Origin of the sequence: Sphingomonas sp. Leaf25 (assembly GCF_001421635.1) — a bacterium.
Lineage (GTDB): Bacteria > Pseudomonadota > Alphaproteobacteria > Sphingomonadales > Sphingomonadaceae > Sphingomonas.
The window spans coordinates 156,272-174,993 of the sequence record NZ_LMKU01000003.1 but is presented as its reverse complement, the minus strand read 5'-3'; the positions used below and the strand labels follow the sequence as shown (position 1 = coordinate 174,993).

Annotated in this window: 24 protein-coding genes and 1 tRNA gene; 9 read left to right on the top strand and 16 right to left on the bottom strand. The window is 66.8% G+C overall.

Going from position 1 to position 18,722, the window contains the following annotated elements; all coding sequences use genetic code 11:
* Positions 1 to 14 precede the first annotated feature (14 nt).
* On the bottom strand, positions 15 to 344 hold the full coding sequence (locus ASE78_RS02425) for a hypothetical protein (protein WP_056492724.1): 330 nt from the start codon (positions 342 to 344) through the stop codon (positions 15 to 17).
* Positions 345 to 355: 11 nt separating this feature from the next.
* Positions 356 to 1,000: a cation transporter gene (locus ASE78_RS02420; RefSeq protein ID WP_056492720.1), complete on the bottom strand. Its 645-nt coding sequence runs from the start codon at positions 998 to 1,000 to the stop codon at positions 356 to 358.
* A gap of 68 nt (positions 1,001 to 1,068) precedes the next feature.
* Between ASE78_RS02420 and ASE78_RS02415 the strand changes: the two genes are divergently transcribed.
* Both ASE78_RS02415 and ASE78_RS02410 read left to right on the top strand, forming a co-directional pair.
* A complete protein-coding gene (locus ASE78_RS02415) occupies positions 1,069 to 1,473 on the top strand; it encodes a MerR family transcriptional regulator (protein ID WP_056492717.1) in 405 nt (134 codons plus the stop codon).
* Positions 1,473 to 2,300, top strand: coding sequence for a DUF5677 domain-containing protein (locus tag ASE78_RS02410; RefSeq protein ID WP_056492714.1), 828 nt, complete (start codon positions 1,473 to 1,475; stop codon positions 2,298 to 2,300). The genes ASE78_RS02415 and ASE78_RS02410 overlap by 1 nt, the downstream gene beginning before the upstream one ends.
* A 13-nt stretch (positions 2,301 to 2,313) precedes the next feature.
* Here the strand turns inward: ASE78_RS02410 and arsH are convergent, their stop codons facing one another.
* From arsH to ASE78_RS02355, 11 genes are all read right to left on the bottom strand, one after another.
* Positions 2,314 to 3,054 (bottom strand): arsenical resistance protein ArsH, encoded by a 741-nt coding sequence (gene arsH, locus ASE78_RS02405; RefSeq protein ID WP_056492711.1) that lies wholly within the window; start codon positions 3,052 to 3,054, stop codon positions 2,314 to 2,316.
* 29 nt (positions 3,055 to 3,083) lie between these two features.
* Complete coding sequence (locus ASE78_RS02400) at positions 3,084 to 3,407, bottom strand: YnfA family protein (protein ID WP_056492708.1); 324 nt, start codon at positions 3,405 to 3,407, stop codon at positions 3,084 to 3,086.
* Entirely contained in the window at positions 3,404 to 4,690 is a 1,287-nt protein-coding gene (locus ASE78_RS02395; RefSeq protein WP_056492703.1) for an arsenic transporter, read from the bottom strand. The genes ASE78_RS02400 and ASE78_RS02395 overlap by 4 nt, the downstream gene beginning before the upstream one ends.
* The gene (gene arsC / locus ASE78_RS02390; protein ID WP_056492700.1) at positions 4,687 to 5,115 is read right to left on the bottom strand and encodes an arsenate reductase (glutaredoxin); all 429 of its coding nucleotides are present in this window, start codon (positions 5,113 to 5,115) and stop codon (positions 4,687 to 4,689) included. The genes ASE78_RS02395 and arsC overlap by 4 nt, the downstream gene beginning before the upstream one ends.
* 14 nt (positions 5,116 to 5,129) lie before the next feature.
* Positions 5,130 to 5,459 carry an ArsR/SmtB family transcription factor gene (locus ASE78_RS02385; RefSeq protein WP_056492697.1) on the bottom strand — a complete coding sequence of 110 codons (330 nt, stop codon included), beginning with the start codon at positions 5,457 to 5,459 and terminating at the stop codon, positions 5,130 to 5,132.
* Positions 5,460 to 5,489: 30 nt separating this feature from the next.
* Complete coding sequence (locus tag ASE78_RS02380) at positions 5,490 to 5,990, bottom strand: hypothetical protein (protein ID WP_156351244.1); 501 nt, start codon at positions 5,988 to 5,990, stop codon at positions 5,490 to 5,492.
* A gap of 32 nt (positions 5,991 to 6,022) precedes the next feature.
* Positions 6,023 to 6,874 (bottom strand): hypothetical protein, encoded by an 852-nt coding sequence (locus ASE78_RS02375; RefSeq protein ID WP_056492690.1) that lies wholly within the window; start codon positions 6,872 to 6,874, stop codon positions 6,023 to 6,025.
* Entirely contained in the window at positions 6,871 to 7,437 is a 567-nt protein-coding gene (locus ASE78_RS02370) for a hypothetical protein (protein WP_056492688.1), read from the bottom strand. Before ASE78_RS02370 ends, ASE78_RS02375 begins: the two co-directional genes overlap by 4 nt.
* On the bottom strand, positions 7,430 to 7,657 hold the full coding sequence (locus ASE78_RS02365) for a hypothetical protein (RefSeq protein WP_056492684.1): 228 nt from the start codon (positions 7,655 to 7,657) through the stop codon (positions 7,430 to 7,432). Before ASE78_RS02365 ends, ASE78_RS02370 begins: the two co-directional genes overlap by 8 nt.
* A complete protein-coding gene (locus tag ASE78_RS02360) occupies positions 7,657 to 8,172 on the bottom strand; it encodes a hypothetical protein (protein ID WP_056492681.1) in 516 nt (171 codons plus the stop codon). The genes ASE78_RS02365 and ASE78_RS02360 overlap by 1 nt, the downstream gene beginning before the upstream one ends.
* Positions 8,173 to 8,304: 132 nt before the next feature.
* The gene (locus tag ASE78_RS02355; RefSeq protein WP_156351243.1) at positions 8,305 to 8,916 is read right to left on the bottom strand and encodes a hypothetical protein; all 612 of its coding nucleotides are present in this window, start codon (positions 8,914 to 8,916) and stop codon (positions 8,305 to 8,307) included.
* A 132-nt stretch (positions 8,917 to 9,048) separates the two neighbouring features.
* On the opposite strand from ASE78_RS02355, the gene ASE78_RS02350 reads away from it, so the two are divergent.
* The 3 genes from ASE78_RS02350 (at position 9,049) to ASE78_RS02340 (ending at position 11,398) form a co-directional block, all read left to right on the top strand.
* Entirely contained in the window at positions 9,049 to 9,525 is a 477-nt protein-coding gene (locus tag ASE78_RS02350) for a hypothetical protein (protein WP_056492675.1), read from the top strand.
* 393 nt (positions 9,526 to 9,918) lie between these two features.
* A complete protein-coding gene (locus ASE78_RS02345; protein ID WP_056492672.1) occupies positions 9,919 to 10,239 on the top strand; it encodes a helix-turn-helix domain-containing protein in 321 nt (106 codons plus the stop codon).
* Complete coding sequence (locus tag ASE78_RS02340) at positions 10,211 to 11,398, top strand: tyrosine-type recombinase/integrase (RefSeq protein ID WP_056492669.1); 1,188 nt, start codon at positions 10,211 to 10,213, stop codon at positions 11,396 to 11,398. Before ASE78_RS02345 ends, ASE78_RS02340 begins: the two co-directional genes overlap by 29 nt.
* Before the next feature lie 317 nt (positions 11,399 to 11,715).
* Here the strand turns inward: ASE78_RS02340 and ASE78_RS02335 are convergent, their stop codons facing one another.
* From ASE78_RS02335 to recJ, 3 genes are all read right to left on the bottom strand, one after another.
* Entirely contained in the window at positions 11,716 to 13,446 is a 1,731-nt protein-coding gene (locus ASE78_RS02335; protein ID WP_082466950.1) for a site-specific integrase, read from the bottom strand.
* 83 nt (positions 13,447 to 13,529) lie between these two features.
* Positions 13,530 to 13,604, bottom strand: a tRNA-Glu gene (locus ASE78_RS02330).
* A 77-nt stretch (positions 13,605 to 13,681) separates the two neighbouring features.
* A complete protein-coding gene (gene recJ, locus ASE78_RS02325) occupies positions 13,682 to 15,445 on the bottom strand; it encodes a single-stranded-DNA-specific exonuclease RecJ (RefSeq protein WP_056492663.1) in 1,764 nt (587 codons plus the stop codon).
* Positions 15,446 to 15,523: 78 nt separating this feature from the next.
* Between recJ and ASE78_RS02320 the strand changes: the two genes are divergently transcribed.
* The 4 genes from ASE78_RS02320 to ASE78_RS02305 are packed head-to-tail and all read left to right on the top strand — an operon-like array spanning position 15,524 to position 18,684.
* Complete coding sequence (locus ASE78_RS02320) at positions 15,524 to 16,732, top strand: trans-sulfuration enzyme family protein (RefSeq protein ID WP_056492660.1); 1,209 nt, start codon at positions 15,524 to 15,526, stop codon at positions 16,730 to 16,732.
* Positions 16,732 to 17,130, top strand: a complete 399-nt coding sequence (gene apaG, locus ASE78_RS02315) for a Co2+/Mg2+ efflux protein ApaG (RefSeq protein ID WP_056492657.1) — start codon at positions 16,732 to 16,734, stop codon at positions 17,128 to 17,130. Before ASE78_RS02320 ends, apaG begins: the two co-directional genes overlap by 1 nt.
* The gene (locus ASE78_RS02310; protein WP_056492655.1) at positions 17,127 to 17,918 is read left to right on the top strand and encodes a LysR family transcriptional regulator; all 792 of its coding nucleotides are present in this window, start codon (positions 17,127 to 17,129) and stop codon (positions 17,916 to 17,918) included. The genes apaG and ASE78_RS02310 overlap by 4 nt, the downstream gene beginning before the upstream one ends.
* A gap of 37 nt (positions 17,919 to 17,955) precedes the next feature.
* The gene (locus ASE78_RS02305; protein WP_056492652.1) at positions 17,956 to 18,684 is read left to right on the top strand and encodes a GIY-YIG nuclease family protein; all 729 of its coding nucleotides are present in this window, start codon (positions 17,956 to 17,958) and stop codon (positions 18,682 to 18,684) included.
* Positions 18,685 to 18,722 lie beyond the last annotated feature (38 nt).

The following is an 18,722-nucleotide window of genomic DNA, read 5'->3' as shown; positions in this document are numbered from 1 at the left end:
GCCCGAACGACGCGTCAGGCCTGCGGAGGTCGGAGAGCCGCTTCCGGGTCGTGCCCGCTCAGCGCGCGGCTGAGATCAGCTGGCGGCAAGGTCGATGCCGCGAGGATCGGGATCGCCGCCGTCTCGATGATCGGCGTGTTCACGTGGTGCTCGTGGCAGCTCGCGTGGTGGTGCGGGTAGCCCTTGTCGGCATCAGCCGGGACCTCGTCGCCGTCGCCGGGCGCGTGGGCGGCCATCTCGGTCCTGCTCATCTCGACGCCGCCTGCTTCGGCAGCATGCGCCATGCCGGCCCACGTCGTAAGGACCAGCATCATGCACGCCAGGAAGGGCACGAGCTTGCGCATGCCTTTTCCTATCATTCCGCCGCCACCGTGTAACCCCGTCCATTCGGGACGAGTTCGGATCGCGCCTGCATGATGATCTGCACGCCGCCGCTGATGCCGAGCACGGCCATGATGCCCGCCACGATCAGGTCGGGCCAGGCGGTGCCGGTCCCGAACACGCCGGCTGCGGCGAGCACCACGGCGACGTTGCCGATCGCGTCGTTGCGCGAGCAGATCCAGACCGAGCGCATGTTCGCGTCGCCGGTGCGATAGCGATACAGCATCAGCGCGACACCGGCGTTCGCCACCAGCGCGATCACGCCGACCACACCCATGATCCCGGCCTGCGGCGTACCGCCGTGCCTGACCGACCACAGTGCCGCTGACAGGACGTAGACGCCGAGGATCGCGAGCGTCGCGCCCTTGAGCAGTGCCGCCCTCGCTCGCCAGGCCAGCGCCATGCCGGCCACGCCGAGACTGATCGCGTAGTTCGCGCTGTCGCCGAGGAAGTCGAGCGCGTCCGCCTGCAGCGCCTTCGATCCGCCCGCCACGCCCGCGACGATCTCGGCGGCGAACATGGCGGCGTTCACGCCGAGCGCGATCCAGAGCGCCCGCCGCCACGTGGGATCGGCGGATGTCCCCTTGTTCGATGATGCGCAGCAGCTGCCGCAGGCCATGGTCGTCGCCCTTCGTGTTCGTCGTGCGACGTCTTATATGGACCCTGTAGCTGCTACAGGGTCAAGAGATGAATGCACTGACGATCGGCAAGCTGGCGGAAGCGACCGGCACCAAGGTGGAGACGGTGCGCTACTACGAGCGCGCGGGACTGATCGCCCCTCCGGCTCGGACGGCAGGCAACTACCGGTCTTATCGGCCGGAGGATCTGGAGCGGCTTCGCTTCATCCGCCGCACGCGCGATCTCGGCTTCTCGCTGGACGAGGTGCGCGCGCTGCTCGACATGGCCGTTCAGCGCGATCGGGACTGCGGCACGGTGGACGCACTGGCCAATCGACACCTGGAGGAGATCGACCGCAAGATCGCCGACCTGACGGTGCTTCGGCGCGAACTGGCCGGAGTCATCTCAAGTTGCGCCGGCGGCACCATGGCGGAGTGTCGCATCCTCGAGGCGTTCGCCCCGGGAGCCCGCTGATGAAGGCGGAGGCCATGTACGTTCCCGCCCGAGCCGCCTTCGGCAAGCTCGTATCGGCTGCGGAAGTCGTCTCCGTTGGCGCGAGTGGGATACCCAGCCCCACGCCGCAGCACTACTGGGCATCGGTACTCTTCACCCGTTTGGTGGTGACGGCCAAGAGCATCCAGACGCTGACGCCGACGATGGGCCCGAACACGCACGTGGATTTCAGCGCGGTGGCGTCGATCGCGCGCAATCTGGCCGAATGCTACCTGTTCTTCTTCTTCCTGTGCATCGACGACGTGCCGCAAGATCAGAAGGACTCACGCATCATCCTTCTCAACCTTCACGACGACGGGTCGAGGGCGAAACTGTTCGCAGAGCTTGGTGAGGAGGAGATGGACGAAGAGACGCGTGCACTCCGAAATGTCGTCCGGACCGACCTGGAGACGAGGTTCGCCGCAAATCCCTATCTCGCGGCGCTACCGGAGAAGAGGCGGCGGGAACTCTTGAAGGGCGAAAAGACGCCTTTCGTCCAGGATGACGTGATCGACCGGACCGACCTCGACAAGAAGGGGTTCCGCTTCTTCTACCGGTTCCTGAGCAACCACACCCATACGGGCCCGGTCGCCTTCTACCGGATGAGCGAGCACGGCCGGGGGGCGGGGTTCCGGAACGAGAAGGACACCTTCTACATGGCTTCCGCGCTGGACTTCGCGGCGATGCTGATGAGCCGGGCGATACGTGACATGTCAGGACTGTTTCCAGAGGCCGAGGAGAGAGGGCGTAAGGCGCGTTCGGTTAAGATCAGAAAGCCGGGAAAGAAGGTATTTAGCCGCCGGCGGTGACCGCAGCAGGAGATCATCGTGCGATGGCGATCGCCGAGTGGTCTATGGATGGATCAAGGAGAACCCCGCGCTCCTTGCGTTCTGAATAGCGGTCGACAAGCTGTGTTGAGTGGGGTCGTAGAAGCACAGTGAAGCGCACCAGCTCCTCCATCACGTCGACGATGCGGTCGTAGTAGCTGGAGGGCCGCATGCGATCGTCGTCGCCGAACTCCTTGTAGGCCATCGCAACCGACGACTGGTTCGGGATCGTGAACATTCGCATCCAGCGGCCAAGCAGACGCAGCGTGTTGACGCTGTTGAAGGACTGCGACCCGGCCGACACCTGCATGACGGCGAGAGTACGGCCCTGCGTCGGGCGCATTCCACCCATCGAAAGCGGCAGATGGTCGATCTGGGTCTTCATGACCCCCGTGATCTGGCCATGCCGCTCCGGGCTGCACCAGACGTGGCCCTCCGACCACATCGACAGTTCGCGCAACTCGTGCACCGCCGGGTGGTCGTCACCCGCTATCCTGTCGGGCAGCGGCAGGTCGCTGGGATCGAAGATGCGCGTCTCGGCGCCGAACAGCTGCAGTAGACGCGCCGCCTCCTCGACGCAGAGGCGGGAGAACGAGCGCTCGCGCAGCGACCCGTAGAGCAGAAGGATGCGCGGCGGTAGCTGATCCGACCCGAGACCCAGCGCCGGTCGATCGATGACGAAGGATCGGTCGAGAGCCGGCATGTGCGTCGGATCGGTGATGGTGCGGAGAGGCATGTGGGTAGCTCCAGTATGGCTGGTCGCGGTCAGGCGGCTCGCGGCGCAAGCAGGATCACGCAGGTGCCCACCAGGCACAGCGCGGCGCCAGTGACGTCCCATCGGTCTGGTCGGACACCCTCTACGCTCCACAACCAGAGGAGCGATGCACAGATGTAGATGCCGCCATACGCAGCATACGCTCGGCCTGCCGCGTCGCTGTCCACTCGGGTGAGCAGCCATGCGAAGAGGATGAGCGACCCGATGCCCGGGGCGAGCCAGAGCGGTGACTTGCCCATCCGGAGCCACGCCCAGAAGGCAAAGCAGCCGGCGATCTCGGCGAGTGCCGCGGCAATGTAGACGATGGCGGTCATGCGATGGAGAGCCTCAGGGCAAGGGCGGCGAGCGTGATGAGCAGCACGGGCACCGTCAGCGTCACCCCGACCTTGAAGTAGTAGCCCCAGCCGATCTTGACGCCCTTCTGGTCGAGGACGTGGAGCCACAGAAGCGTGGCCAGCGACCCGATCGGCGTGAGCTTGGGGCCGAGATCGCAGCCGATGACGTTGGCGTAGATCATCGCGTCCCGCACAGTGCCTGTGGCGTGCGACGCGTCGATCGACAACGCGCCCACCAGCACGGTCGGCATGTTGTTCATGACCGACGACAGCACGGCCGCGATGATGCCGGTGCCGAACGCCGCGCCCCAGACGCCGCCTTCGGCGGTGCGGTCGAGCAGCGTGGCGAGATGAGTGGTAAGACCGGCGTTCCGCAGACCGTAGACGACGAGATACATGCCCAGCGAGAAGATCACCACCTGCCATGGAGCGTCACGGATCACCTTGCGCGTCTCGATGACCTTGCCCCGGGCGGCGACCGCCAGCAGCAGCAGCGCACCGACCGCCGCCACTGCGCTGACGGGCACGCCGAGCGGATCGAGCACGAAGAAGCCGACGAGCAGCAGCGCAAGGACGATCCAGCCAGTGCGGAAAGTCGCCGGGTCGCGAATGGCGTCCCCCGGCAGCCGAAGCTGCCCGACGTCGTATTCGGCAGGGATGTCGCGCCGGAAGTAGAGCGTCAGGACGAGCAGCGTGGCGGCGATCGCGGCGAGATCGACGGGCACCATGACCAGCGCATATTCGCCGAAGCCGAGGCGGAAGAAGTCGGCCGAGACGATGTTCACGAGGTTCGAGACGACCAGCGGCAGGCTGGCTGTGTCTGCGATGAAGCCGGCAGCCATGACGAAGGCGAGCGTCGGCTTCGGACCGTAGCCCAGTGCCCGCAACATCGCGATGACGATGGGGGTGAGGATGAGCGCCGCACCATCGTTGGCGAAGATTGCCGAGACGGCGGCACCCAGCAGTACGACCAGTGCGAACAGGCGTTGGCCATGACCGCCAGCCCAACGGGCGACGTGGAGCGCGGCCCACTCGAAGAAGCCAGCGGCGTCGAGCAGCAGGCTGACGACGATGATCGCGACGAAGGTGGCGGTGGCGTTCCAGACGATGTTCCAGACGACCGGGATGTCCGACACTGTGACGACGCCGGCGATCAGCGCGACCGCCGCGCCGCCCACCGCGCTCCAGCCTATGCCGAGGCCGCGGGGCTGCCAGATGACGAGCGTGATGGTGACGACGAAGATGAAGAGCGCGGCGATCATCCCGCCACGCGGTTCCCAGTGGCATCGACGACCTGCTCGCCGTCCTCCTTCGCGAAAGCGCCGATCTGCGCGTCCGGCAGGATGTCCAGCACCGCTTCCGATGGACGGCAGAGGCGCACGCCGAGCGGAGTCACGACCAGCGGGCGGTTGACGAGGATCGGGTGATCCATCATTGCGTCGACCAGATCCTCGTCGCTGATCGCCCCGTTGTCGAGACCCAGCTCGGCGTACGGCGTACCCTTCTGTCGGAGCAGCTGGCGCGGGGTGATGCCGGCGCGCTCGATCAGCTGGACGAGCATCGTGCGGGACGGCGGCGTCTTCAGGTATTCGACGACGTGCGGCTCGACGCCGGAGTTGCGGATCAGCTCGAGCACGTTGCGCGACGTGCCGCAGGCGGGATTATGGTAGATCACGATGTCGGTCATGTCGGTGCTCCGCGTCAGCAGCAGGTGAGTTCGGCGAGCAGTGGCTCGCACAGTTCGGCACTTCCCTGACAGCAGTCCCTGGCCAGGAAGACCATGAGCGCGCGGAGTGCGGCGATGTCCGCCCGCTGGATCTGGTTGCGGCCGTTCTTCTCGGCGCGGACGAGGCCGGCCTTGGCGAGCACGGCGAGATGAGTCGAGAACGTGCTCTGCGTCAGGCCCAGCGTCTCGACGAGTCGTCCGGTGGACAGCCCGTCCGGTTCATGCCGGACGAGCGTCCGGAAGGTCGCCAGCCGGGTCGGGTGCGCAAGGGCGGCCAGGGCGACCAGTGCATCTTCGTCTTTCATCCATCGGCAATAGACGATGGATGCTGTAAGTCAAACCCCATCGGTATTTGACGATGGGTGTCTGGGCAAGGCCATCGTCACCATGGGCATGTCCACGCGGAGACAAGTCCCCAGGCCGGCCGTTCTCGCGTTCAGCTCCGTCGCCGCGCGTACCATGATCGGCAGGTTGTCGAGCATGTCATGGCGCAGGACATGGGTGAGCGGAATGTGCTCGCCTGTCCTGACCGGCGGAAGTGGCATACCCCACACGTGCAGCGTCCCGAACGCATGATGGTACCAGACGCCCTCGCGGAGACGGATCACGCACCTGAGTCCCTCGGGCGCGAGATACGCCTGGATGTCGACCTTGCGATCGGGCGACCGGATGGACTGATCCTGCCAGATCGGCCCATCGACCAGACGCGCGAGGAAGTCTTCCACACGCGTGCCGGTGGCCCCGAGCGCCGAGACGATGACGACCGGCATATCGAGCCGGTCGCCTTCGAATGCCTGGCCGGGGAGAGATTCTGGCCCTGGGGTCAGTGGAACCATGCCGCGCGTCGCGTCCCCCGGAGGGCGGCGGCTCACGGCCGTTCCGCCTCGTCATGGGAGATCGCCAGTGGCCCAGCATGGTGGGGCGGCTCGTGCGACTGCCGTTCCGTGTGACCGGCAAAGACGAGTGTCATGAAGTGCTGCGTCAGTGCGGTGGGACCCCTCCCCGTCACGAGCTCCCCCCAGCTCGTCCAGCGATCCGACCGATCGATCATCCACCGGAACGCCCGGTCGCGCAGCATTGCGTCCGGGAACGGCAGGTGCCAGATGGTCCGGGCCATCGGAATGGCGTCTCTGGGGTTGCGGGTCAGGAGCGATATGCTCTCGCTGCCGAAGATCTTTTCCCGCACGAAGAGGTACGGAAGCGCGCCATCGACCTTCGCTTCGAACAGGTGACGATCGTACTCGTCGTCCATGTACGGATCGCGGTAGAACCGGACCGCCGCAGCGCCGATCGGGATCGCGTTCAGCTCGATCGGGCGGGTGGCGGCGAGCATGCGCAGCACGGCGATGCCCTCGGCGCTCGGCTTGGCGATCAGGGGATCGTTCCGGAAGTCGTTGTCGACGAGGCCTTCGGCCTGCATCCAGTATCTCCAGAAGCGGGCGTAGAGATGGTCGCCGTCGAAGATGGAATACGTCTGCTCCGGTAGGGCGACGATGCCGCGATGCATGGACGCCAGCATCGCGAGCATCAGCTCGAGCTGCTCGTCCTGGACCTGTCCCGGTCCACGGCACATGCGCAGACGCCCCGACCAGAACGCGCTGCGGATCGAAAGCCACGAGCGCCCCTCCTCGTCGATGACGGTGACGCCGCCGCCGGGCGACGTCGCCGTCCGCATCCAGTACCCCCAGGGCAGGTCCGGGGAATGGCGATAGTCGCTCATGGCCGCGCCTCCGCCCTGGCGAGATCCGCGGCGAGCTCGGTGCACCGGTCGAGGACGTATTCCGCGTTCCTGTAGGTCTGCGTGACGCCGAGCTGGCGCGCCTCCGCGGCATGGGCCGCGTGGTCCGGCACCAGGTCGTCCGGCTGGTCGCACGAGAATCCGAACCACCACGCCGTGTCATGCGCACCGGCCACGTCGGGCTTGACGTGGCAGATCGAGACCGCTTCCGGTCCTCGCTCGTCGCAGGCCCTCGCATAGTCGAGGCCGCCGTGGGCGCGCACCTGCTGCGGGGGGACGGCTTCGGCGGTCCACCCGGCCAGCGGGTGGTCGGGCGGCACGGCGACGAAGCCGCCGAGGTGTCCTCCGGGCATGCGGCGGATGATGCATGCGTACCCGGTGTGGGGATCGGTCCAGGCGAGCTTGTCTGCCTCCTGCTGCCACGGACCAGGCGCCTTTGCCGCAAGACCGGGGACGCGGTAGGCCACGTCCATCCGCTGACCGGCTACGACGATGTCGGTCCGGGGCATGATCGCCGGCGGCGTCACGGCGCTGCGCTTAGCCATTTGCGCCTCCTGCGACCGCGATCGCTACCCACAGCCCGCCGGCGACGATACCGCAGCCGACGAGGAGGATGAAGAGCATGGCCGCAAGCAGGGCCGAGGTGCCGAGAGCGCCGGGGCCGCGCGGGATCGTTAGGATCTCGCGGCACGCAGCGAGGGTGGTACCGATCGATCCGCAGCCGGCCAGTGCCACGCCGATGCCGAAGAAGAAGAGCGGATCCATCACGCTTCTCCCGCGAGCAGGGGCGTCTGGTGCCCGCGGGCGGTCTGCCACCAGTCCACGGTCGACAGCGTCGTCTGATTGAGCAGCGAGCCGCGCTCTGCCAGCCAGGTGCTGGCCACCCAGATGCGGGTCTCGGGTTCGCGGGTGATATAAGGTTCTGACAGCGCCTTCAGCAGCATGACGGTCCCGATCGGATTGATCTGCCGGGCGGAGAGAGCCGCGCAGCTGCCGGCGATGTCGTAGCTGATGCCAAGCGCCATCGCGTCCATCGAGAAGAAGAGGTGAGCCAGATCGTTCCACGTCGGGGCGAGCTCGTCCTCGTGGCTCGTCGCCAGCTCCGCGATGAGCGCGGGCGGCGCGAGCCGGCTGACCGAGACGATCGAGACCACGGCGGTCTCGACGATGCGCGCGTCGGCCAGGAAGGTGGTGCAGGAGCTCGTGCGCCACCAGGACAGCGGGCCCGAACCCCTGTCGCCGAGCGCCTCGAGCTGGTCTTCGAAGGCGATGTTCCTCATGTCGTGGACTCCGTCCGGGCGCCGGAATCGAGGCGCCGTGATTTCTGGATGGATCATCTATCCAGAAATCGCAGAACGTAGCGGGAACGATTTCGACTCATGAGGTGAAGGAAAATTTGTGAAAGGACTCCATCAGGCCTTCGGTATGGTCCACTTGTCGTCGATGTGGACGACGATGCCGCCCCTGATGTCGAGCTTGCTGAGAAGTGGCGACACGCTGGTGCGCGAGACCTCTGCGCCGAAGCGATCCCTGATGGCATGGATGATGTCGGCCACGCCGAGCGGTTCGGGCGAGTTCCGTAGCACCTCGAGGATCATGTCTTTGTGCGTGCGGCCGTGCGCCTGGCGGGCGCTGTAGCCGCCCAGGCGTCGCGACGCGCTCTGCCCCGCCCCGAGCGCGTAGCCTTGGCCGAGAGCATAGATCTCTTCCGAGGTGACCAGCTTCTCGAGAGCCTGGTCCATCTCGGCCTCGCTGACGTCCTCCGCGAACCGCATCGCCGCTTCGTCCAGGAGCCGCTCGCGCGAGATGCCTCTGGGTCCAGCACGCGCGACGAGCACGAGCATGGTGTCGGCGATCGTCCGGTCCATCCTGACCGCCCGGTCGACGTCCCCGATATCGCCCATGCCGGTGAGCCGGCCAAGCTCGATCAGCGCGTCGCGCCTGCTGCCGCTCAGCTGGTCCGCGAGGTCCAGCGCCGTGTCGATCTGGGCAGTCAGCGCGATGATGCGCTGCGCCTCTGTCACGATCCGTGACGATAGCTCCCTGTCTATTGGCATGCCTTCTTCCTTTCGAACTTCGGTAACAGAGGACAAGTAGAGGGTGGTCGCCGGAGGATTTATTTTGACTCACGCAGCCGCGATCGTCATGGTCGCGGTATGACCGAATCGCCCCCTGCCGCAGCGACCCGCTACGCCACCTTCGATCTTGACGAGGTGCGCCGTGAGAAGGCGGCTCTGGACGAGCAGATCGCGCGGCTGACGCGGCGACGGGACGGCCTCGCTGGCGTCCTGATGATGGCCGGAGATGCCACCTGCGATCTGGCCGGAGGCGACGTCGCCTGCGTGCCGCCGGTCGCTTCTTCCGGCGGGAAGCGGCCCACGCACCGGGCGATGCTGGTCGACGTCCTGCGGGACGCTCCCGGACCCATGGGCGTGCGCGAGCTGATCAACGCAGTTCAGAACCGGTTCGGCGAGGCCATCCCGCGCACGAGCGTGTCGCCGCTGCTCCGCAAGCTCGCGCGCCGGGAGGAGGTCGAGCACGTGCCGGACCTGGCCAAGTGGCGGATCGGTGCCGCCAGCGGCGAGGTCGTAAGGTTCCGCGGCCCGAAGGTCGCGGCGAGGGACGCGGCGTGACGGCCGCAGTCGCAGGAACGCCGATCGAAGACGCCTAGCGCGCCGCCGATCATGTCCATCCGGAAGGAAGGTGCGGGGCCGCCGTAGGAGCGGCAGGCCCCGCGGACCGCTCTTGCCGGACCCCACCACCGTAAGGAGAAGGTCATGAAGCCGACTTGAGGTTTATCCCGAAGACGACATCCGGCTGAAGCGGCTGCGATCCGAATCGCACGCGGCACCCCGGACGTCAACACTCGTCACGTCCGACCGCGACGCCCGTTTTCAGGATGAGACGGGAACCGTTCACGTTGTGTTCGGTTCTTGGCCGACTCCCATGCGGTCTTCGAAGGACCGTGGAGACCTATGGGTTTCCACGGACGGGATCGGCCGCCTTCCTGTCAGGAGCGGCGGTCGATGCAGCACGACGATGACGACGAGATGGCCAGTGACGCTACCGTCGCACGAGCGCGGCTGCCCGACTGGCCGAGACTGATGCCGCTCCGGCTCGCGTGCGCCTACTTCGGCGTATGCGACAAGACCTTCCGTTCGCTCGGCATCGCGCCGCGGCGGATCGGGCGGCGCGTGCTCTGGGACCGACGCGATCTCGACCGGTTCGCGGACGGTATCGCACCTAGGACGGCGCGACCTACGGACTCGAGCGCGGGCATGCGGGCGATGGAGCGGCGGTTTTATGCGAGAATGAACGATGCCAAAACCGGAACTGCCGGCGGGTAGGCCCGCCTATACCTACGTCGTGAAGGGCAAGTACTGGCGCTTTCGGTACAAGGGCGACAACTTCGCTCTACCCGGCAAGCCGGGCGAGCCGAAGTTCGAGGACAAGTACGACGAATTCGTAGCGCTGGTCGTCAAGCCCGTAACGCTCGCCTCCAGGCCGGGGCGCGGCACCTTCGACTGGGTCATGGCGAAATTCTTCGAAGACGCTGAATTCCGCGCGCTCGCGACCCGGACGCAGAGCAACTACCATGCCTTCGGTAAGCACGTGTCGAAGTATCTCGGCGACTGCATGATGGGGATCACCACCGTGGAGATGCTGGGCGAGGTGCGGAATGCCATGACCCTTGGCTACGCCGACGTCCTGCGTCGCTTCGTGAGCCGACTATATGTTTTCGCGAGTGATCGTGGCTACGTTCTTGCGGGTCTGAACCCCGCGCGCTGCCTCCGCTCCATCAAGCGCAAGCCTAAGAAAGGTCACGAGCCGTGGAGCATCGAGGAGATCAACCTCATGCTGAAGCACGCCGAGGGTGCCATCCGCACGCTGATCATCATCGCCCTCTGCACTGGCCAGCGGCCGGGCGACGTGGAGCGCATGGAATGGTCACAGGTCCTCGATGACATGGTTAGGGTTCGTCAACAGAAGACAGGCGAGCTGATGACGATACCCGCGCATCCTCTGCTGCGGGCCGAACTGGCACGGCTGCGATCGGAGGGGCCTGTCGAAGGCGTGATCGTCAGGAAGGAGTCCGGAGGTCCGATCGGAGATTGCGGATTCGGATACCGGATGAAGAAGCTGGTCAGGAGCATTCCGAACATGCCGCGGCGGACGCCACATGGCAGTCGCTATGCCACGGCGGGACTGCTGCGCGATGCGGGGTGCGACGTCGACCAGATCTGCTCCATCATCGGGCACCGTACGTACGAGATGTCGGTGAAGTACTTCAGGCGGCGGAAGCTCGCGATCGAGGCGATGGGCAAGCTCGTCGGGCACGGCCCCCTGCATGTTCCCTCCTCGCCGATGGTCGTCGCTGGCGTGGCGCGCGCGATTCGTAGTGAAGCCGGTGCGCTGTCGTGCGGATCCGCGGCTACAGCGCCGGTATGTCGCTACCTCGAACCGGTGATGCCTGCCGTATCGACGTGCGAGGCCGTCCTGGTCTGATCCGGCATGCGTCGCAGGGACGGGTCGCGTGGCGCCGCCCCTTTCCGTTTCCCGGCTGCTCCCGGGATGCGGATCCCCTACGTGCAAAACAATCTGCAAACTTCGGCAGGAATGCAGGCCTGAAGCAGCCTTTCACCATAGCCACTAAAAAAAGGGAAGCCGCTGATTTTCGCCGAAGTTTGCAAAGACGATTGGAGTCATCCGGAAATGGATGGGAACCACGATCGGCTGCTCTAACGACGGCTTCCTATGCGAGCGACGAGCTTCCGAACCAGGTCGTCCCAGTCGACTTCCGTCGCTGCCGCCGTAATGGCATCCTAGTCGACGGCTGTGAATACGATCCTGTCCAGGTTACGCTTCAGCGAGGGCAGGCCAACACCGCTGCCGTACTTCCCGCCTACGCTGGTCGGCGCGTGACCGCAGAGCTGGTCGAGGATCCGCTCCTGGATCTCCGCTTCGCGCCCCTCGTCCTTGAAGGTGTGGCGGAACGAGTGGAACACGAGGCGCGGGTCGTCGGCGACGATCTTGTCGATGTACCGTCCCGCTCGACGGCTGGCCTCCTGGGTCACCTTGCTGAAGACGTTCGGCGCCAGATCGGGGAAGAGCAGGCGTTGCCCGGCCTTCCTGAGCGCATCGACGTAGCGTTCGAATCCGATCTCAAGCAGGCGGTCGTGTATCGGCACCACGCGCCGCGATCCCTCGGTCTTGACCGACTTCGCGATCGTGGGGGCGCCGTCGTCGTCCTGGTCATCCACATAGTCGTCGATGTCGACGTGCAGGACGCCGTCGCGCGCGACGATGTCAGCGACGTGGGCCTGACCCATCTCCTCGATCCGTGCGCCGGAGGTCACGCCGAACAAGAAGATCCAGTACAGGGTCAGATCGCTCACCTTGGTGGTGCGGTTGAGCAGTCGCGTCGGCTGGAGAAACAGCTCGCTGCCGAACAGCGTCGCCAGCTCCTCGCTCCGGAATCTGCGTCGACGGATCTTCGGTCGTCCTGCGCCCTCCACGGTAACTCCGCGTCCGACGTTGTGCTCGAGCCAGCCTTCCTGGCTCGCGAAGCCGAGAAGCGCCTGTACCGCGCCGATCCGTTTTTTGACGGTGGTGGCACCCACTTGCTTCAGCGCCGTGCCTGCGTACTTCGCGACGCGGTCTGGAAACGGAAGGATTCGGTCCGCCTTGGGCATTCCGAGTGGCAGGCCGCGTGCAGCGTCGCGGTAGTCGAGAAGCATGTCCTTGGTGAACGACGAGACGGCGATATCGCCGTAGAAGGCCACGAGATCGGCGATCGCGACCTTGGTGTCGTGGATCGTCTGCGGGCGCGGCGTACGGGCGGATGCCCAGCGATCGAGCAACTCGCCGAATCGAAGGCCGGAGTCGAGTCGAGAGCGTGATTGCGCCTGAGGCGGATTGTTGACCGCGTCGTGAAAGCGCCGATTGTCCTCCTCGACCCGGACGTTCCAGGCGTCCATGAGCGCGAACTCGTTCTCGGCTATGCGCTTGATCGGCGGGGTGGCGAACCTGAACAGCGGGTCGAGGATCTCGTCGCATGCCTTGATCCAGACCGATCGGGGCCGGTCGCGCACGAAGTCGAGCCACTGATCGCCGACGAGCAACCTTCCACGCTTCGAGGAAAGGTCATCGGAGCCGCCCGCCAGTATGGGCGTCCCGCGATCGGCGATGAAGCCGTGCATCCGTACGCAGACGTCTTCAAGATAGAAGGTCCGGTTAAGAGAGTAGAAGGGGTGGAAGGGATTCCGGGCGTCATATGTCGCGAGGTACCGCCCGACGATATCGGTCGCACGCTCGGCGGAGATCTCGTCGAGAGATCGGGCGGCGAGCATCCGCTTCTCGGCCTCGTTCATCTTGGCCTGCAGACGGGCGTTCGCCGCGACGAAGAGACGGGCCGCCTCCGCAGGGTCCCTCGTACCGAGTGATTCCTTGTAGACCGGGCCGCCGCCCATCTCGGGACGCAGCCGTTCGGGTATCTGGCGCCGGAGGTAGTATATGCCGCTTGGATGTTTCCAGGGGGTGGCCATCTGAACCATTCGTGTCTCGCTGTACCTGCTCGCTGTACCAGCGGGCGGTGAAGACACCGTAAATCCTGGATTCCTGCCGCTGACAGCGGTGCTGGTGACCCCTACGGGAATCGAACCCGTGCTTCAGCCGTGAAAGGGCCGCGTCCTAACCGCTAGACGAAGGGGCCTTGAAGGCGTGGAGGGCCGGTTAGGGGAGGCCCGCCGATCGGTCAACCGAAAAATTGCGACGATCGCATCAATCGCATCAATCGGCCCAGGCGAGGTCGTCGATATGCAGTTCCGCCGCCGGGCGGCTGCCCCAGTCGTCGAGCTTCGCACGACCGGCCAGCCACAGGCGGCGGTGCTTGGGTGCGCCCAGCAGCGCGCGGCCGAGGTCGGTGTCGGCGGCGCGGAAGGCAACGCCCTTGAACCCGCGCCCGTCGTCGCCGCTCACGATCGCGCGGACATGGCCGTTGCCGACGATGTCCGCCTTGACGATGCGCACCGGCCCCGCCGCGACGCGCGGCTGCGGCCAGCCCATGCCGTATGGCCCGCCGACCGCCAGCGCGTCGATCAACAGCGGGTTGAGCCCGCCCGGTGCCAGCACCGCGTCGACCAGCAGCGCGCGATCCTCGCGGGCGCGCTCCACCCCCGCGTGCAACCGGTCGTGCAGGAAGTCGCCGAGCGCGGCGATCCCGTCCTCGGCGACGGTGACTCCGCCCGCCGCCGCATGGCCGCCGCCCGCAACGATCAAACCGATCTCCTTGGCGGCAAGGATCGCCGCGCCGATGTCGACGCTGGGAATCGAGCGTGCCGATCCCTTGGCCACGCCCTGTTCGTCGATCGCCAGCACCAGCACCGGCCGGCCGAGCCGTTCCTTCAACCGCCCGGCGACGATGCCGATGACGCCGGGATGCCAGCCCCGGCTGGCGACGATCACGCAGCCGCGCCCCTCCTGTCCGGCCGCCAGCAGGTCGGCGGTGGACTGGACGTCGCCTTCGATCAGGCGGCGCTCGTCGTTCAGCCGGTCGAGCTCGATCGCCAGCGCTTTGGCTTCGTCGGGGTCCTGCGTCGTCAGCAGCCGGACGCCCAGATCGGACTTGCCGACGCGCCCGCCGGCGTTGATCCGTGGCCCGAGCGCAAAGCCCAGATCGGTAGCGGTCGGCGCGCGGGTCAACCGCGATGCCTCGATCAGCGCGGCGATGCCGATGTTCTGCCGCCGTGCCATCACCTTCAGCCCCTGCGCGACGAACGCCCGGTTCAGCCCGCGCAACTGCGCGACATCGGCGACGGTGCCGAGCGCGACGAGATCGAGCAGGTCGAGCAGCTTCGGCTCCGCCCGATCCGCGAAATACCCTTTCGCCCGCAGCGTCCTGAGCAGCGCGGCGCCGAGCAGGAACGCCACGCCCACCGCCGCCAGATGGCCGTGCGCCGCCCCTTCGCCCTCGTCGAGCCGGTTGGGGTTCACCACCGCCAGCGCCGGGGGCAGGGCGATGGTGCATTGGTGATGATCGACCACCAGCACCTCGACGCCCGCATCGCGCGCCGCTTCGAGCGCCTCGAACGCCTGCGCGCCGCAATCGACGGTGACGATCAGCGTCGCCCCCTCCGCCTGCAACCGCAGCATCGCGCCGGCGGTCGGGCCATAGCCTTCCAGTTGCCGGTCGGGGATATAGGCGCGCGGAACAAGGCCCATGTCGCGCAGCAACCGCACCAGCAGCGCCGCCGACGTCGCGCCGTCGACGTCATAATCGCCGAAGATCGCGACCTGTTCGCCCGAAACGACCGCCTGCGCCAGCCGATCGGCGGCGCGGTCCATGTCGCGGAAGATCGACGGATCGGGCATGAACCCCCGGATACTGGGGGTCTTGTGCGCCTCCAGCGCGTCGCGCGGACAGCCGCGCGCCAGCAGGATGCGGGTGACGAGATCGTCGGCGACGAACCCGTCGTCGCACACATCCCCTTCAAGGCCGCGCCAGCGCCACGGCTGGCCAAGGATCGAGCGATGCACATCAAGGACGGGACGCATCGCCCCCACCTAGGCGCACGCGGCCCCGCTGTCATCTCCCTCTGGAAATCCGGGGGCGAAGGGCGCAAAGGCGTGTCCATGAAGCGCAAGACCGGACAAGACCGCAGCATCACCGCCCACTGGCGTCCCGCAACGCAGGCCGTGCGCGGCGGCACCGCGCGCAGCGAATATGGCGAGACGTCGGAAGCGCTGTTCCTGACCTCGGGCTATGCCTATGACTGCGCGGGCGATGCCGCCGCGCGCTTCGCCGGCGAACAGGCGGGCATGACCTATTCGCGGCTCCAGAACCCGACCGTCGAGATGCTCGAAGAACGCATCGCGTTGCTCGAGGGGGCGGAAGCCTGCCGGACGATGGCCAGCGGCATGGCGGCGATGACCGCGTCGCTGCTGTGCCAGTTGTCGGCGGGCGATCACCTCGTCGGCGGCCGCGCCGCCTTCGGGTCGTGTCGCTGGCTGACCGACACGTTGCTCCCGAAGTTCGGGATCGAGACGACCGTCGTCGATGCGCGCGACACGCAGGCGTTCATCGACGCCAGCAAGCCCAACACGAAAGTGTGGTTCTTCGAGACGCCGGCCAATCCGACGATGGACGTGGCCGATCTGACCGCGATCTGCGCGGTGGCGCGCGAACGCGGGATCACGACCGTGGTCGACAACGCCTTCGCCAGCCCCGCGCTGCAACGGCCGATGGATTTCGGTGCCGACGTGGTCGCCTATAGCGCGACCAAGCTGATGGAAGGGCAGGGCCGCGTCCTCGCCGGGGCGGTTTGCGGGACGAGCGCCTTCATCAACGACGTGCTGCTGCCCTTCACCCGCAACACCGGGCCGACGCTTAGCGCGTTCAACGCTTGGGTGGTGCTGAAAGGGCTGGAGACGCTCGACCTGCGCGTGATGCGCCAGTCGGACAATGCGCTGGAGGTCGGCCGCTTCCTCGAAGCGCGCGTGCCGAAGATCAACTTCCCCGGCCTGCCGAGCCATCCGCAGCACGACCTCGCGATGCGGCAGATGAAAAAGGCCGGGCCGATCTTCTCGTTCGAGCTGGATGGCGGGCGTACCCAGACGCACGGGCTGCTCGACGCGCTGCAACTGATCGACATCTCGAACAACATCGGCGATTCGCGCTCGTTGATGACCCACCCCGCCTCGACCACCCATTCGGGGCTGGCCGAGGACAAGAGGCTGGAAATGGGCATCGGCGAGGGGATGATCCGCATCAACGTCGGGCTGGAAGACCCGGCGGACCTGATCGCCGATCTCGATCAGGCGCTACGCGCGGTGTCGCTATGATGAAGGCGCTGTTCCCGCACGAGGCGACGACGGCGGGAATCGCCGTGCGGGTATCGGCGACCTATCTGCCCGAACAGTCGCAGCCGCAGTCCGGGCGCTGGTTCTGGGCCTATCACATCCGTATCGAGAACGGCTCCGACCGCACGGTGCAGTTGCTCACCCGCCACTGGATCATCACCGACGGTCGCGGCGAGCGCCACAGCGTCGAGGGCGAAGGGGTGATCGGCGAACAGCCGGTGATCGAGCCGCAGGGCAGCTTCGATTACGTGTCGGGCTGTCCGTTGACGACGCCGACCGGCGCGATGCAGGGGAGCTATCATATGCTGGCGGACGACGGTACGACCTTCGACGTGGCGATCCCGCGCTTCAACCTGCTGGCCCCGGCGGTCGGCGCATGAAGCGTACGCATCTGCCGCTGAACGGCCTGCGCGTGCTCGATGCCGCCGCGCGCCACCTGTCGTTCACCCGCGCCGCCGACGAACTGGCGGTGACGCCCGCCGCCGTCGGGCAGCAGGTCCGCGCGCTCGAGGATACGCTGGGCGTCGTCCTGTTTCGCCGCACCACGCGCGGGCTGGAACTCACGCCCGAGGGCGAGGCGGGGCTGTCGGCGCTGCGCGGCGGGTTCCTGCAATTCGAGGAAGCGGTCCGCGCGATGCAGGCGGGCCAGTCGTCCAAGTCGCTGACCATCGCCGCGCCGCGCGACGTGACCCAGAAGTGGCTGCTGCCACGCCTGTCGCGCATTGCCGCTGCGGACGGCGAGTTGCGGTTCGCGCTGGTCGCCGCCGACGACGCGGTCGACTTCACCGAAGCCAACCTCGACCTCGCCGTCCGCTGGGGCGAGGGGCCGGGCGCGCAGGAAGGCGAGGCGCTCGAATCGGACGGCATGGTGACGGTCGAGCGTGCCGGCGGTGGTGCCGACACCCGCATCGGCTGGCCCGGCTGCTCGCCCGAGGACGCGACGGCGCTGGTTCGCGTCGCCGACGCCGGCCTCGCGATCGACGCGGCGGCGGCGGGGCTGGGCCGCGCGACCGTCCCCGAACTCCTCGCCCGCGACGACATCGCCGCCGGCCGGCTGGTCGTGGTCGGCGAACCGAAGGCCGGTCGGCTCGGCTACTGGCTGGTCGCACCGCTGCCGCAATGGCGGCAGGCGAAGGTCAAGGCGCTGGTGGATGCGTTGGTGGGGTAGCGCGGCTGGCATCGGCGGTTTCGGGAAGGAGAACGGGATGCAGGACGCGGTGATTCGGGACAAAGCCACCTTAGCACGGGTCGTGGCTGCGGCCGGCGGCGGTCCGCATTACGTCTATCTCCTGCGCAAGCCGGACGGGGAACCGTCGTTCGGTGGCGTCGGCACGCCATTTTATGTGGGGATTGGGCAGGGAACGCGGCTGTTCGCGCATGAGGAAGCGGCGCGCGATCCGGCCTGCGCCGGAGCCAAGGCGGATGCGATACGCGCTATCTGGGCCGCAGGCGGCAACGTGATCCGTACGATCGACAGCGTGCACACGGTTGAGCCGTGGGACCGCGAGGAGGCGTTGATCCACGCCATCGGTCGTCTGGCGGAAGGGACCGGGCCGCTGACCAACGCCCAGACCTATGCCCGTTCGCATAAGATCGACGGGATCGAACTGCGCAAATATGCCGCCGATGCGCTCGCTTCGGGCGATCCGAATGCCATTCCGGCAAAGTTCAAGCTCCGGCATACCCGGTTGATGGCCGGGCCGAACGCGCCGCGATCGCGCACTAGCGTTTTTGGCAAGATATACACCGTTGTGGAAGCCAACCCCGGCAGCACCGGTGAAGAGCTTGTCTGGCTGCTGCAGGCGGTGGATTTCACCAGCAACAAGTCCGCCTATACACAAGGTGGGCAGGTTTCGGCGGCATGGTTGGTCGGCTATATAGAAGGCGGATATTTTCGGAGCGATCGCCAGCATCTTCAGGCGTATCGGGAATAGCGGGCGCGGTCACTTGGGCCGGCCGGCCCCGCCGCGCA

Coding starts and splice junctions, on each gene's coding strand:
- ASE78_RS02425 (WP_056492724.1), bottom strand. CDS start 344: ATGCGCAAGCTCGTGCCCTTCCTGGCGTGCATGATGCTGGTCCTTACG.
- ASE78_RS02420 (WP_056492720.1), bottom strand. CDS start 1,000: ATGGCCTGCGGCAGCTGCTGCGCATCATCGAACAAGGGGACATCCGCC.
- ASE78_RS02415 (WP_056492717.1), top strand. CDS start 1,069: ATGAATGCACTGACGATCGGCAAGCTGGCGGAAGCGACCGGCACCAAG.
- ASE78_RS02410 (WP_056492714.1), top strand. CDS start 1,473: ATGAAGGCGGAGGCCATGTACGTTCCCGCCCGAGCCGCCTTCGGCAAG.
- arsH (WP_056492711.1), bottom strand. CDS start 3,054: ATGCCTCTCCGCACCATCACCGATCCGACGCACATGCCGGCTCTCGAC.
- ASE78_RS02400 (WP_056492708.1), bottom strand. CDS start 3,407: ATGACCGCCATCGTCTACATTGCCGCGGCACTCGCCGAGATCGCCGGC.
- ASE78_RS02395 (WP_056492703.1), bottom strand. CDS start 4,690: ATGATCGCCGCGCTCTTCATCTTCGTCGTCACCATCACGCTCGTCATC.
- arsC (WP_056492700.1), bottom strand. CDS start 5,115: ATGACCGACATCGTGATCTACCATAATCCCGCCTGCGGCACGTCGCGC.
- ASE78_RS02385 (WP_056492697.1), bottom strand. CDS start 5,459: ATGAAAGACGAAGATGCACTGGTCGCCCTGGCCGCCCTTGCGCACCCG.
- ASE78_RS02380 (WP_156351244.1), bottom strand. CDS start 5,990: ATGGTTCCACTGACCCCAGGGCCAGAATCTCTCCCCGGCCAGGCATTC.
- ASE78_RS02375 (WP_056492690.1), bottom strand. CDS start 6,874: ATGAGCGACTATCGCCATTCCCCGGACCTGCCCTGGGGGTACTGGATG.
- ASE78_RS02370 (WP_056492688.1), bottom strand. CDS start 7,437: ATGGCTAAGCGCAGCGCCGTGACGCCGCCGGCGATCATGCCCCGGACC.
- ASE78_RS02365 (WP_056492684.1), bottom strand. CDS start 7,657: ATGGATCCGCTCTTCTTCTTCGGCATCGGCGTGGCACTGGCCGGCTGC.
- ASE78_RS02360 (WP_056492681.1), bottom strand. CDS start 8,172: ATGAGGAACATCGCCTTCGAAGACCAGCTCGAGGCGCTCGGCGACAGG.
- ASE78_RS02350 (WP_056492675.1), top strand. CDS start 9,049: ATGACCGAATCGCCCCCTGCCGCAGCGACCCGCTACGCCACCTTCGAT.
- ASE78_RS02345 (WP_056492672.1), top strand. CDS start 9,919: ATGCAGCACGACGATGACGACGAGATGGCCAGTGACGCTACCGTCGCA.
- ASE78_RS02340 (WP_056492669.1), top strand. CDS start 10,211: ATGCCAAAACCGGAACTGCCGGCGGGTAGGCCCGCCTATACCTACGTC.
- ASE78_RS02335 (WP_082466950.1), bottom strand. CDS start 13,446: ATGGTTCAGATGGCCACCCCCTGGAAACATCCAAGCGGCATATACTAC.
- recJ (WP_056492663.1), bottom strand. CDS start 15,445: ATGCGTCCCGTCCTTGATGTGCATCGCTCGATCCTTGGCCAGCCGTGG.
- ASE78_RS02320 (WP_056492660.1), top strand. CDS start 15,524: ATGAAGCGCAAGACCGGACAAGACCGCAGCATCACCGCCCACTGGCGT.
- apaG (WP_056492657.1), top strand. CDS start 16,732: ATGAAGGCGCTGTTCCCGCACGAGGCGACGACGGCGGGAATCGCCGTG.
- ASE78_RS02310 (WP_056492655.1), top strand. CDS start 17,127: ATGAAGCGTACGCATCTGCCGCTGAACGGCCTGCGCGTGCTCGATGCC.
- ASE78_RS02305 (WP_056492652.1), top strand. CDS start 17,956: ATGCAGGACGCGGTGATTCGGGACAAAGCCACCTTAGCACGGGTCGTG.